This is a genomic window from Brucella tritici, from assembly GCF_008932295.1.
Taxonomy (GTDB): Bacteria; Pseudomonadota; Alphaproteobacteria; order Rhizobiales; family Rhizobiaceae; genus Brucella; species Brucella tritici.
In genome coordinates this window covers 1-13,396 of record NZ_WBWA01000048.1, presented here as the reverse complement: position 1 = coordinate 13,396, position 13,396 = coordinate 1, and the positions used below count along the sequence as shown (strand labels likewise).

Sequence of the window (13,396 nt, the reverse complement as noted above, 5' to 3'; positions counted from 1 at the left end):
TTCATTGAAGCGTTTCAAACCCCAATAAGGTAAGCCAAACGGCACAAAACGTGACTGTCCCAAAATCATCTGCATCTCAGCGATCCGTTCTTCCAGTGAGCGCGACCTCTTTCATGCCACCTCCTTTGCCCGATTGGGATTTATCCAACACGACGACACGCGCACCGGCTGTGGCGCGCTTGTAGAGATCGAGGATGTCCTGATTGTAGAGACGGATGCAGCCGGACGATGCCGCCTTGCCGACCGACCAGGGCTCGTTGGTGCCGTGAATACGGTAAAGCGTGTCCTTGCCGTCGCGGTAGAGATAAAGCGCGCGGGCACCGAGCGGGTTGCGGATGCCGCCTTCCAGACCATTGGCGTATTTTGCGTAATGCTCCGGATTGCGCTTGATCATGTTGGCTGTCGGCGTCCAGCGCGGCCACTGCGACTTGTAGGCAACCTTGGCATCCCCTGAGAAAGTCAGACCAGCGCGACCGACCCCCACCGAATAGCGGATCGCCTTGCCGCCGGGCTGCACGAGATAGAGATAACGCGCATAGGGATCAACCACGATCGTGCCAACAGGCTCCGTCGTGGCATAGTCAACTTCGCGGCGCAGATTGCGATCCGCGATCTTGCTGACATCAAGTGCGGGAATGAGATTGCCGCGGTCGTTTACCGCGCCATACATGGTCTCATATTCACTCTTCGCCGTCTGCATTTCCGGCGCCGGTTGGCTAACCTGTTCTCTGGCTGGTTCAACGGCAACAGGCTCTGGCGTGAAGGCAACAGTCTGCGGCATGGTGACGGCAATCGGCCGATCTGCGGATGCGGTCGTACATGCTGCGGCAGCAAAAGGCAGACAGGCAACCAAGGCCACCCGCAACAGTGCTTTTCGTGCATTTCGCTTTTCATTCACTCCGGTCAAAACCCCAGCCCCCGAGTCATCTTGAAATCCTTTGTTTTTAAAGCATTTCCTGTTTTTCTTGAATCATTGGAAATGCTCTATCTCTTTGTTTTTTTCGCATTATCCGACGCAAAACCGCTTCGCACTTTTGCTGGAAATGCTCTAGTCAGCGCTCACGAGGCCGACCGAACGTTCGATAGAGGCGGTCGTGACATCGCCCACCAATCTGGTTCCCTCCGGTTCCTTGCTGATGCGATCGAAGAAGATCATCGTCGGCGGACCGGCCACGCCAAGCTTTGCCATAAGATCGGCATTGCCGCTGGTGAGCTGCGAAATATCCGCCTTGATGAGCTGATAACCGCCCAGCGCCTTCTTCACGCTATCGTCGGGCAAAACCCGGCGCTCCACGGTGGAACAGCTTACGCACCAATCCGCTGTGAAATAGATAAGCGTCGGCTTGTCGCCGCGCGCTTCAACAAGTTTCTCCTGAAGGGAAGAAACAGTCTCGACCGGCGTAAATTGCAGCGCGGCCAGATTCTGGTTGCCGCCACGGTTACCGAATGCGGCCAGCGGTTGCAACGGATCTTTTCCGCCTGAAGCCACGCCGAGCATCAAAATGACACCGTAAACGAAAGCTGCCGTACCGATTGTGCGCGCCACAACGCTGCGCCCCGGAATTTTGAGAAATGCGAAACCTGCAGTTCCGAAAAGCAGGAGCGCCCATAGCACCATGTCCACGCCGGGCGGCAGAAGCGGAGCGGCCATGAAGATCGCAGTCGCCAGAAAGCTGAAGCCGAAAATCTGCTTCACCGTTTCCATCCATGCGCCTGCGCGCGGAAGCGTGCCAGCGCCAAGCGTGGCAAAAGCAATGAGCGGCAATCCCTTGCCGATGCCAAGCGCAAAGAGCGCGGAAGCGCCCAACGCGACATTGGCCGTCTGCGCGATATAGAGCAACGCGCCTGCAAGGGGCGCCGTCACGCAGGGGCCGACAATCAGCACCGACGAGAAACCGAGAATGGCGGCAGAACGCTTGGAACCTGTCCGCTGCTGGCCATGGGGACCGGTCCGCGAAGAAATCGCGCTGACCCATGAATTTGGAAGCTGTATCTGGAACAGGCCGAACATGGAGAGCGCCAGAAGCGTGAATAGTCCGGCCAGCGCAAGCGCGGTCCATTTCGATTGCAGCACCATTTGCAGGTTCTGCCCCGACCAGCCTGCAATTGCGCCCACGACGGCAAAACCCAGTGCCAGGCTGACGACATAAATTGCTGAAAGGGTGAAGCCGCGCTTTGCCGTCAGCTTCTCACCCTCGCGCGCCAGCGTTCCGGCCAAAATGGGATAGATGGGGAAAACGCACGGCGTGAAAGCAAGCAGAACACCGAAGGCCAGAAATGCTGCGATCACCAGCCCGGTGCCGCCCTGATCGAGCAGCCCTTCGACCATGCCCTTTTCAGGCGCAAGGGCAAACGCTGTATTCTGCGGTGCGGACTGCGATGCGGCCGGCGCAAATACCGATGCCTGCGTCAGCGCCTTGGCCTTTTGCCCCATTTCGCTGGATATGGCGAGCGTGACCGGATCGACGGTTCTCGTTTCCGGACGGTAGCAGATGCCGTCTTCCTGACAGCCCTGATAGGTCAGCGCCAGCGGCTGCGCATCTGCTTTTACGCTTGCTGTGGCATGGGTGTAATAGACTTCAAGCCGACCGAAATTCGGGTCGTCCTTGGGCTGGCCGGGTTGCGTGTCTACAGCAAGCGCATTTCCCCGCCCGTCCTTCGCTTCTATGTGATCACGATAAAGATAATAACCGTCCGCGATCTGCCAGTTGAGCACCAGACGGCCATCCGTATCCTTCAGCACGCTCAGGCGGAAAGCCTGATCGACCGGGAGCGGGTTCGCTGCCAATGCCGGGCCGAGCGCGAGAAACAAACTGATGAATAAGCCAGCAAGGCCCGCAAAGAGACGCATTACGATTTTCCGCATAAATTCGATTCGGACAAATTGATCCATGTTGCAAAAGGCGAATGCTCCGGCCACCTTAAGGCAGCCTTAAGGTGGCGCAGGGAAAAGCCCGTGTGCGTCTAGTTGTCAATAAAGGCGGAAAACAGGAACTCATGCGCATACTTGTGGTAGAAGACGACACGATCCTCCTCGACGGACTGACCGTAGGGTTGGGGCTTGCCGGTTTCACCGTGGATGCCGTTTCCAATTGCGGCGATGCGGAAGCAGCCCTCGCCGCCCAGAATTATAACGCCGTGGTACTCGACCTGATGCTGCCCGACGGTTCTGGTCTCGATATTCTCAAGACGATGCGACGCGGCCGTGACGAGACGCCGGTGCTGCTGCTGACCGCCCGCGATCAGGTGCCCGAGCGTATTGCCGGCCTTGATGCAGGTGCCGACGATTATGTCGGCAAGCCCTTCGATCTGCATGAGCTTGCAGCCCGCGTGCGTGCTGTTGCCCGACGCGGTGCCGGACGCGCCAATGCCCTGCTTGAATGGCGCGGCGTGGAACTCGATCCGGCTGAGATGTCGGTGCTTCGCCATGGTGAACCCGTCAGGCTGACCCGGCGCGAATTCTCGATCCTGCGCGCTTTGATGGAACGGCCGACTGCCACCTTCTCCAAATCCTCGCTGGAAGAAGCGCTTTATGGCTGGCAGGAGGAAGTGGAGAGCAACGCGGTGGAAGTGCATATCCACCACCTGCGCTCGAAACTCGGCTCCGATTATATCGAAACGGTGCGCGGTGTCGGTTACCGTCTCGCGGGTGCAAACACATGAATTCCATTCGCAGCCGCCTGACCGGCATACTGATCGGAGTCACCTGTCTTGTCTGGCTTTTCGCGGTGGTGTGGATCCACATCAGCACCCAGTCACAGCTTGAAAAAGTGCTCGATGCGCGCCTGATGGAGGCTGCGCGCATGGTCAATTCTCTGCTCACCGAGCATCGCGTGGAAGTTGGCCCGGACGGCGACGGCGGGCAATTGTCGCTGAAGCCGATGCCGGATTTTCCGCTCTATGACCGGCAGTTATTCTGCCAGATATGGGCGCTTGACGGCAAGCTCGTGGGTCGTTCCGAAAGCGCGCCGGGTGTGCGGCTCACCAATGTCGCGAACGGCTTTTCCGATACGGAAGTCGCGGGCGACCGCTGGCGTGTGTTCGCGGTCGAAAATACCCAGCTCGGACTGCGTGTCATGGTCGGCGACAGCCTGAGCGTTCGTGAAAGGCTGGTGCAAAACGTCGTAACCGGTCTTGTGCTGCCAGCCCTGCTGATGCTGCCCGTTCTGGCGCTCATGATCTGGCTGTGCGTGCGGCGCGGCCTTGATCCGCTGAGCCGTCTTGCGTCCGTGCTTTCCAAGCGACAGGCGCAGGACTTGCGACCGCTGCCTGAACAGAACCTGCCCAAGGAGATTGCGCCCGCCGTCACAGCGCTGAACGGGCTTTTCCATCGTGTCGAGGAGGCGCGTGAGCGTGAACGCAACTTTGCGATCTTCGCCGCGCATGAACTGAAGACGCCGCTCGCCGGACTGAAGACACAGGCGCAGATTGCCGAAGGTGCAAAGGATGAGAAAATGCGCGCCAATGCGGTGCGCCAGATCGCGGCAGGCGTTGACCGCACCAGCCGTCTCACCAACCAGCTTCTCGATCTCGCGGCGCTCGAAACCAGCGACGAAATGGAAACACCGGCATATGAACCGGCTTGCCAGCTTCTGGTTGCGGTCTCCACCGACATGCGGATGCCTGCAGCCCAGCGCGGCATTTCCATCGAACTGCCGGAAGCCATGCCTCTGGTGCAATTGCCCTCCCCGCATCTTTTCACGCTTGCGGCTCGCAACCTGATCGAAAATGCGGTCAATCATTCGCCCAGGGACGGCACCGTGCGCTGCCGGATCGAGGCCGAAGCCAGCAAAGTCAGGCTCATCGTCGAGGATGATGGCCCCGGCATTCCCGAAAATGAAATGCCGCATGTGACCGAGCGCTTCTTCCGTGGCGCCCATCGTAACGAAACCGGCAGTGGCCTTGGCCTTGCAATCGTGAAAATGGCGACAGAGCGAATGAGTGGCGAACTGCATCTACATAATCGCCCGCAAGGCGGACTAAGCGCATCGATCATCGTGCCGGGCACGATTATCGGATGACATAATTCTGCGTCCCGCATCATGATCCAGCTGGAGCCGGATATCGATGAATCCTGAGCAGAGCTCTCTCCCCTATTTTTCGGGCTTTTTGCAGCTGTCTTTGATTTAGATCAATGACACTTGCGTTTTGAGCGCAGATAGGAAACCTATCGCTATTGCTGTCTCATTCGAGATGGCTCTTGTCATGCGCTGCGAGGGGATTTCATGAACTACGCCGCTGGAACAGTCCTTTCCGGTCTGGGAGCACTTTTTGCTGTGCTTTTGGCCGGATTTTCCCATGATGAGCTGTTCAGAACCCATATGTGGATTCTGTTCGCTACACTGGCCATCTTCACCATTCTTCTGATGCGAAATGCCGATTACGGCCTGACGCCGAAAAAAGTCGACCAGTCCACCTATATGGACGGCCCGATCCGCTACGGTGTCATCGCAACGGTTTTCTGGGGAGTGACCGGTTTTCTGGTCGGTGTGGTTATCGCCGCGCAGCTCGCCTTTCCCGATCTCAATCTGGAACCCTATCTGAATTTCGGCCGCCTGCGTCCGCTACACACTTCTGCTGTGATCTTCGCATTCGGCGGCAATGCGCTCATCGCATCGTCCTTCTATGTCGTGCAGCGCACCTGCCGCGCCCGCCTCATCGGCGGTGACCTCGCATGGTTCGTCTTCTGGGGTTATCAGCTCTTCATCGTGATGGCCGCGACCGGCTATCTGCTCGGCATCACGCAGAGCCGCGAATATGCAGAACCGGAATGGTATGTCGACATCTGGCTCACCATCGTCTGGGTCGCCTATCTGGTCGTGTTCCTCGGCACGATCCTGAAACGCAAGGAGCCGCATATCTATGTGGCGAACTGGTTCTACCTGTCCTTCATCATCACCATCGCCATGTTGCACATCATCAACAATCTGGCGATCCCGGTCTCTTTCCTCGGCGTGAAGAGCTATTCGGCTTTCTCCGGCGTTCAGGATGCGGTGACGCAGTGGTGGTATGGCCATAACGCCGTTGCCTTCTTCCTGACCGTGCCATTCCTGGCCATGATGTACTATTTCGTACCGAAGCAGGCCGAGCGTCCGATCTATTCCTACCGCCTGTCGATCGTGCACTTCTGGTCGATCATCTTCCTCTATATCTGGGCCGGTCCGCACCATTTGCATTACACCGCTGTTCCCGATTGGGCGCAGACGCTGGGCATGGTCTTTTCCATCATGCTGTGGATGCCGTCCTGGGGTGGCATGATCAACGGTCTGATGACGCTTTCGGGTGCATGGGACAAGGTCCGCACCGATCCGATCATCCGCCTGATGGTTGCAGCTATCGCCTTCTACGGCATGGCAACCTTTGAAGGCCCGATGCTTTCTATCAAGGCCGTCAATTCGCTGTCGCACTATACGGACTGGACCATCGGTCACGTTCATGCGGGTGCGCTCGGCTGGAACGGCATGATCTCGTTTGCCGCCGTCTATTATCTCGCACCGAAGCTGTGGAACCGTCAGCGGCTCTATTCGATCCGCATGGTCAACTGGCACTTCTGGCTGGCGACGCTCGGCATCGTTCTCTATGCGGCTGCCATGTGGGTTGCCGGTATCCAGCAGGGCCTGATGTGGCGCGAATACGACGATCAGGGCTTCCTCGTCTATTCCTTCGCGGAAACCGTGCTCGCCATGTTCCCATACTACGTCATCCGTACGCTTGGCGGCGTGCTCTACCTCGCCGGTGGCTTCGTGATGGCCTGGAACGTCTATCAGACCATTCGCGGCAATCTGCGCAACGAAGCCCCGATGGGCGGTGCGCAGCCTGCAACTGGCGCCGCCATGCAGCCTGCCGAATAAGGAGCGTGTGATTTATGTCGATACTAAAGAACCACTCCAAGCTGGAGAAAAATGCAACGCTGCTGCTGATCGCATCGCTCGCCGTGGTGACGGTCGGTGGCATCGTTGAAATCGCACCGCTCTTCTATCTCGAGAACACAATCGAGAAGGTGGAAGGTATGCGCCCCTACTCGCCGCTGGAGCTTGCGGGCCGCGACGTCTATGTGCGTGAAGGCTGCTACCTTTGCCACAGCCAGATGATCCGCCCGTTCCGCGACGAGGTGGAACGCTACGGTCATTACAGCCTTGCTGCGGAATCCATGTACGATCATTCGTTCCAATGGGGTTCCAAGCGCACGGGGCCGGACCTCGCACGCGTCGGCGGCCGTTACTCGAACGAATGGCATGTGCAGCACCTTGTCCGCCCGCGCGACGTGGTGCCGGAATCGGTCATGCCGAGCTATGCCTTCCTGAAGGATCGTCCGTTGGATGCCTCCAACATTTCTGGCAATCTGAAGGCCAATGTGGCAGTCGGCGTGCCCTACAGTCAGGAAATGATTGACAGCGCGCTGGACGATCTCAAGGCGCAGGCCACGCCCGATGCCGATACTTCCGGTGTCGAGGCCCGCTATCCCAAGGCCAAGCTTGGTGATTTCGACGGCAACCCGCAGATGATCTCGGAAATGGACGCACTCATCGCCTATCTCCAGATGCTCGGCACGCTGGTCGATTTCTCGACCTATGACCAGTCCCCCAAAGCAAGATAAAGCGGAGATTTAGCGATGGATTACAACACCATGCGCACTTTCGCCGATAGCTGGGGTCTGCTCGGCATGGCGCTCTTTTTCCTCTTCGTCGTCTTCTACGCCTTCCGGCCAGGCAGCAAGCAGATAGCCGACCACGCGAAGGATATTCCTTTCAAGGATGACGCAAATGACTGACAAGCAAATCGACGATGTCACCGGCGTAGCGACGACCGGCCACGAATGGGACGGCATCAAGGAACTCGATAATCCGATGCCCCGCTGGTGGCTGTGGACATTCTACGCCACCATTTTCTGGGCGATTGCCTATGTCATCGCCTATCCGGCCTGGCCGCTGATTTCCAGCTCCACCGGCGGCATGCTCGGCTGGTCGAGCCGTGGCGCTTTCTGGGAGGAAACCGCCAAAATCAACAGCGAGCGTCAGGGCATCATCGACGAGATCAAGGCCAAGGACGTGCACGAGATTCTGGCGGATGAAAACCTGCGCCAATATGCGATTGCCGGTGGCGCTGCTGCTTTCCGCGTCAACTGCGTGCAGTGCCACGGTTCTGGCGCACAGGGGGCGCCCGGCTATCCAAACCTCAACGATGACGACTGGCTGTGGGGGGGGGCCATCGACGACGTTCTGACGACCATTCGTCATGGTGTGCGTTCGAAGGACGATGCCGATACCCGCGTTTCCGAAATGCCGGCTTTTGTCGACGTGCTGGAACCACAGCAGATCCGCGATGTCGCAGCCTATGTGGTGAGCCTCTCCGGCACGCCGCACAATCAGGAAATGGTGCCGGAAGGCCAGAAAGTGTTCGCCGAAAACTGCGCTGTCTGCCATGGCGCGGATGCCAAGGGCCTGCGTGAGTTCGGTGCGCCGAACCTGACAGACGCCATCTGGTTCTATGGTTCCGGCGAGGACGCCATCGTGCGTCAGGTATCGCATCCCAAGCATGGCGTCATGCCTGCATGGGAAACACGCCTCGGCGATGCGACCGTCAAGCAGCTTGCCATCTTCGTCCATTCGCTGGGCGGTGGTGAGTAACAATAACTGGCCCCCACATCGGAACCGATGCGGGGGCCAGATGCTCCCGGCTTAAACGGCAGGTCGGGATACACTTCAAACCACTGCATTGGAACGGACGGCGAATAACCACCCCGCTCTCAATTGTTGCAAGTGCGATCATTCCGGGAAACCAGCTTCTGTCTTTCCGGGATCACGCTTCAGGAGCAAGGCAAATGTCAGACGATGTCGAACGCATTGACGTTCAGGCAGTCAATTCCCCCAAGACCCGGCAGTCGCTTTATGCGGCGCGGGTGAAGATTTTTCCGAAGCGTGTGCAGGGCGAGTTCCGGCGCTTCAAATGGATTGTCATGCTCATTACGCTGGGCATCTACTATCTGACCCCCTGGCTGCGCTGGGATCGCGGCCCCTATGCCCCCGATCAAGCGGTACTGATCGATCTTGCCAACCGCCGCTTCTATTTCTTCTTCATCGAAATCTGGCCGCAAGAATTCTACTACGTCGCGGGCCTGCTCATCATGGCGGGCCTTGGTCTGTTTCTCGTCACTTCTGTCGCGGGCCGCGCCTGGTGCGGCTACACCTGCCCTCAGACTGTCTGGGTTGATCTCTATCTTGTCGTCGAGCGCGCCATCGAAGGCGATCGCAATGTGCGCATGAAACTCGACAAGGCACCTTGGACCTTCGACAAGGTCTGGAAGCGGGTTGCCAAACACTCCGTCTGGATCGTCATTGGTGTTCTGACCGGTGGCGCATGGATTTTCTATTTCGCCGACGCACCGAAGCTGCTCATGGATTTCGTGACCGGTCAGGCCGCACCCGTCGCCTATTTCACCGTCGCCATCCTTACCGCCACCACCTATATTTTCGGCGGACTGATGCGCGAGCAGGTCTGCACCTATATGTGCCCGTGGCCGCGTATTCAGGCCGCTATGCTGGACGAAAATTCGCTTACCGTCACCTATAATGACTGGCGCGGCGAACCGCGTTCACGCCATTCCAAGAAGGCTATTGCTGCAGGCGAAACCGTGGGCGATTGCGTGGATTGCAATGCCTGTGTCGCTGCCTGCCCGATGGGCATCGACATTCGCGACGGCCAGCAGCTCGAATGCATCACCTGCGCGCTGTGCATCGATGCCTGCAATTCGGTGATGGACAAGATCGACAAGCCACGCGGTCTCATCTCCTATGCGACACTGGCCGACTACGACTTCAACATGGCGCTCGCGACCAATAATGGCACGGCGCCCATCGACCCGGCACGCGTCTACAAGGCGCCGAACAATTTCTCGGACAAGGTGCAGAACCTGTCCTGGAAGAAGGTGTTGCGCCCGCGCAGCATGTTCTACTTCGCCGTATGGGCGCTGATCGGCCTGACGCTCATCATCTCGCTGTCAACGCGCCAGCGCATCGGCATCAACGTGCTCCATGACCGCACTCCGCAATATGTGCTTCTGTCTGATGGCTCGATCCGCAATGGCTATACGGTCAAGCTGCTCAACATGATCCCGACGCCGCGCACCTTCCGTCTTTCCATCGAGGGCCTGCCGGGGGCAACACTGACCGTTCAGGATGAAACAGCGGATACAGACGGCAATTACGACGTGCCGGTGGAGCCGGACCGCCTGAAGACATTGCGTGTCTTCGTCACCATGCCGCATGATGCGATAACCGATCATCGTGAGGACTATGAAATCGAAGTGCGCGACGCAAACGGCGCGGAACACGCACGCTACAAGGCAACGTTCATGGCACCGGAGGGCAGATAATGTCGATCAAGTCGAAAACCTCAGGCACGTTTACCGGCTGGCATATGCTAGGCATCATGGTCGCTTTCTTTGGTGTCATTATCGCCGTCAATCTGACCATGGCTTACAATGCCATCCATAGCTGGAGCGGGCTGGTCGTGCAGAACACCTATGTCGCCAGCCAGGAGTTCAACGACAAGGCACAGACCGGCAAGGAGCAGGCCGCCCTGCAATGGCAGTCGAAGCCCACCTTTGAAAAAGGCATCTTCACCTGGCAACTGGCCGATCGTAACGGCAAGGCTGTCGCCATGACCGGAGGTACGGTTGAATTCAAGCGCCCGGTCGGCGATGTGAACGACACCAAGGTCACGCTGTCGGTTCGTGAGCCCGGCATACTGACCGCCCCGCTGGAACTTGGCGAGGGTGCATGGATCATGGAAGTGAATGCCGATGCCGGTCTTGAAGACCCATACCGCCATATTATCCGCGTTCTGGTGAAGGACGGGAGGATATTATGAGCTGTTGCGTCGAGAATGCACAGATAGCGACCGTCGTTCAGGCCATCTCTGTAGATGAAATGCAGGTTGCAAGCCGTGCGCTTGGAGACGGTTTTCGCCAGCTCGATCTGTCGGTTCCCGGCGTTCATTGTGGCCTGTGCATCAAGAATATCGAAGAGACGCTCGGCAAGATCACAGGTGTTGCCTATGTCCGCGTCAACCTGACAGCGCGCCGCGTCACCGTGCGCTGGCAGGATGGAGAGACGCCGCCAGATGTGGTCGATCCACTTCGCAGGCTCGGCTACGAAGCGCATATCTTCGACATGGCGCAGGACAAGGACCCGACCTTCACGCGGCTTCTGATCGCGCTTGGCGTCGCGGCCTTTGCTTCCAGCAATGTGATGCTTCTGTCTGTCGCGGTCTGGTCAGGAGCGGATGCGGCCACACGCGACATGTTTCACTGGATTTCCGGCCTCATCGCCCTGCCGACGCTGATTTATTCAGGCCGGATTTTCTATGTTTCGGCCTGGAATGCGCTGCGCGCACGGCGCGTGAATATGGATGTGCCGATTGCACTCGCCATCACGCTTGCCTTCGGCATGAGTGTTTATGAAACCCTGCATCATGGCCAGCACGCCTATTTCGATGCATCGGTGACCTTGCTGTTCTTCCTGCTGATCGGCCGCACGCTCGACTACATGATGCGCGCCCGTGCCCGTTCTGCCGTGCGCGGACTGGCACAACTCGGCAGCCGCGGCGCGGTGGTGATTGGCGAGAATGACGAACGCAATTACCTGCCGGTCAACGAAATCCACCCCGGAATGCGCATCATTCTTGCAGCAGGTGAGCGCGTACCCGTTGATGCCAAGGTGGAAGAAGGCCGTTCGGAACTTGATTGCGCCATTGCATCGGGTGAAAGCGATGCGGTTCCTGTCGGTCCCGGCTCGGATATTCGGGCGGGCACGCTCAATCTCTCCACGCCGCTTGTCATCCGCGCGACCGCGGAAGCCAAGGATTCCTTCCTCGCTGAAATGGTGCGGCTGATGGATGTCGCAGAAGGCGGGCGTGCCTATTACCGTCGTCTTGCCGACCGCGCTTCTGAACTCTACGTGCCGATGGTCCACGCAACCGCCTTCGCGGCCTTTGTCGGCTGGATGTTCTACACGGGCGGTGACTGGTATCGCTCGATCTATATCGCGATCTGCACCCTCATCATCACCTGCCCTTGCGCGCTTGCTCTTGCGGTGCCGATTGTGCAGGTGGTTGCGGCCAGACGCCTGTTTGAAAATGGCATCATGATCAAGGATGGCTCCGCCATGGAGCGGATGGCCGAGATCGACACTGCCATTTTCGACAAGACCGGCACATTGACGCTCGGTCAGCCGAGACTGATCAATGCCGAGGCGATTGATCCCCACAATCTGGAGATCGCTGCAGAGCTGTCGCTTTATTCCCGCCATCCGCTATCGCGGGCGCTTGCGCTGTTCTCGGGCGCAAAACCGATGACCGCCTTTACCCGTATCGCGGAAGTTCCGGGCGCAGGTATCGAAGCCGAACTGAACAGCTCCATCTATCGGCTTGGCAAGCGTGACTGGGCCGATGATACCGCCGCTATGCCTCATGCTGATGGCCCTGAAACCTGTCTTTCCATTGATGGCAAACTGGTTGAAACCTTCCGCTTTGAAGACCAGCCGCGCGAAGACGCTGCCGGAGCCATCGCCACACTGAAGCGCAAAGGCCTGAAGCTTGGCATCATTTCAGGCGACAGGCTGCCCGCCGTGCAAAAGCTTGCCGGTTATCTCGGCGTCGATAATTTTAAAGCCGAAGTACTGCCAGCCGACAAGTCGGAACTGGTGCAGAAGCTATCGAGCGAAGGCAGCAAGGTTTTGATGGTCGGCGACGGATTGAACGACGCTCCGGCCCTTGTCGCCGCCCATGTTTCCATGGCCCCTGCAACCGCAGCCGACATTGGCCGCAATGCTGCAGATTTCGTCTTCCTGCGTGAAAGCCTGTCGGCAGTACCGCTTGCCTTTGCAGTCTCGAAGGAAGCGGGGCGCTTGATAAGCCAGAATTTTGCGCTTTCCATCGGCTATAATATCATAGCCGTGCCGATTGCGATTTTCGGCTATGTCACCCCGCTGGTGGCAGCACTTTCGATGTCGCTGTCATCCATCGTGGTCGTCAGCAACGCATTGCGGTTGCGGGCCGGAAAACAAAAGCAACAGACGCAGAAGACTATCGCGCCTGTTGCTATCATCAAGGAAGCGCACAAATGAGCGGACTTCTCTTTCTCATTCCCATCGCGCTGTTTCTGGGCCTGCTTGGCCTTGTCGCCTTTCTCTGGTCGTTGAAAAGCGGCCAGTATGACGATCTGGACGGAGCGGCAAACCGCATTCTTCTTGATGACGAAACTAGCCCGTTATCAAAATCGCGCGTAGATCATTAACATTCGTGCCGGTAGGCCCCGGTACGAACAGATCGTTGATGGCGTCGAATGCCGTCCATGCATCATTGGCATTGAGCCGCGCCGCGCCATCCTCGCCCGCTT

At 58.2% G+C, this 13,396-nt stretch carries 13 protein-coding genes; 10 read left to right on the top strand and 3 right to left on the bottom strand.

Annotation, left to right across the window (positions count from 1 at the left end):
* Positions 1 to 76 precede the first annotated feature (76 nt).
* Together F9K91_RS24720 and dsbD are read right to left on the bottom strand one after the other, a co-directional pair.
* Positions 77 to 859 (bottom strand): L,D-transpeptidase, encoded by a 783-nt coding sequence (locus F9K91_RS24720; protein WP_151678991.1) that lies wholly within the window; start codon positions 857 to 859, stop codon positions 77 to 79.
* Positions 860 to 1,048: 189 nt separating this feature from the next.
* Entirely contained in the window at positions 1,049 to 2,851 is a 1,803-nt protein-coding gene (gene dsbD, locus F9K91_RS24715) for a protein-disulfide reductase DsbD (RefSeq protein WP_151678990.1), read from the bottom strand.
* A gap of 146 nt (positions 2,852 to 2,997) precedes the next feature.
* On the opposite strand from dsbD, the gene F9K91_RS24710 reads away from it, so the two are divergent.
* The 10 genes from F9K91_RS24710 (at position 2,998) to ccoS (ending at position 13,294) form a co-directional block, all read left to right on the top strand.
* Entirely contained in the window at positions 2,998 to 3,663 is a 666-nt protein-coding gene (locus F9K91_RS24710; RefSeq protein ID WP_151652412.1) for a response regulator, read from the top strand.
* Positions 3,660 to 5,021, top strand: coding sequence for an ATP-binding protein (locus F9K91_RS24705; protein ID WP_151652413.1), 1,362 nt, complete (start codon positions 3,660 to 3,662; stop codon positions 5,019 to 5,021). The genes F9K91_RS24710 and F9K91_RS24705 overlap by 4 nt, the downstream gene beginning before the upstream one ends.
* A 204-nt stretch (positions 5,022 to 5,225) precedes the next feature.
* A complete protein-coding gene (gene ccoN / locus F9K91_RS24700) occupies positions 5,226 to 6,851 on the top strand; it encodes a cytochrome-c oxidase, cbb3-type subunit I (RefSeq protein ID WP_151554300.1) in 1,626 nt (541 codons plus the stop codon).
* Positions 6,852 to 6,865: 14 nt separating this feature from the next.
* Positions 6,866 to 7,597: a cytochrome-c oxidase, cbb3-type subunit II gene (ccoO, locus tag F9K91_RS24695; protein WP_151554301.1), complete on the top strand. Its 732-nt coding sequence runs from the start codon at positions 6,866 to 6,868 to the stop codon at positions 7,595 to 7,597.
* Between the two features lie 15 nt (positions 7,598 to 7,612).
* Positions 7,613 to 7,771, top strand: coding sequence for a CcoQ/FixQ family Cbb3-type cytochrome c oxidase assembly chaperone (locus F9K91_RS24690; protein WP_010658290.1), 159 nt, complete (start codon positions 7,613 to 7,615; stop codon positions 7,769 to 7,771).
* Complete coding sequence (ccoP, locus tag F9K91_RS24685) at positions 7,764 to 8,627, top strand: cytochrome-c oxidase, cbb3-type subunit III (RefSeq protein WP_151554302.1); 864 nt, start codon at positions 7,764 to 7,766, stop codon at positions 8,625 to 8,627. The genes F9K91_RS24690 and ccoP overlap by 8 nt, the downstream gene beginning before the upstream one ends.
* Positions 8,628 to 8,821: 194 nt before the next feature.
* Complete coding sequence (ccoG, locus tag F9K91_RS24680; RefSeq protein WP_151678989.1) at positions 8,822 to 10,372, top strand: cytochrome c oxidase accessory protein CcoG; 1,551 nt, start codon at positions 8,822 to 8,824, stop codon at positions 10,370 to 10,372.
* Positions 10,372 to 10,869 (top strand): FixH family protein, encoded by a 498-nt coding sequence (locus tag F9K91_RS24675; RefSeq protein WP_151554304.1) that lies wholly within the window; start codon positions 10,372 to 10,374, stop codon positions 10,867 to 10,869. Before ccoG ends, F9K91_RS24675 begins: the two co-directional genes overlap by 1 nt.
* Complete coding sequence (locus tag F9K91_RS24670) at positions 10,866 to 13,124, top strand: cation-translocating P-type ATPase (RefSeq protein WP_151554305.1); 2,259 nt, start codon at positions 10,866 to 10,868, stop codon at positions 13,122 to 13,124. The genes F9K91_RS24675 and F9K91_RS24670 overlap by 4 nt, the downstream gene beginning before the upstream one ends.
* The gene (gene ccoS / locus F9K91_RS24665) at positions 13,121 to 13,294 is read left to right on the top strand and encodes a cbb3-type cytochrome oxidase assembly protein CcoS (RefSeq protein WP_151554306.1); all 174 of its coding nucleotides are present in this window, start codon (positions 13,121 to 13,123) and stop codon (positions 13,292 to 13,294) included. Before F9K91_RS24670 ends, ccoS begins: the two co-directional genes overlap by 4 nt.
* Here ccoS and F9K91_RS24660 read toward each other — a convergent pair.
* Positions 13,260 to 13,396 (bottom strand): MOFRL family protein (locus tag F9K91_RS24660; protein ID WP_328593086.1); only part of this gene is annotated, 137 nt, incomplete at its 5' end. The genes ccoS and F9K91_RS24660 overlap by 35 nt on opposite strands.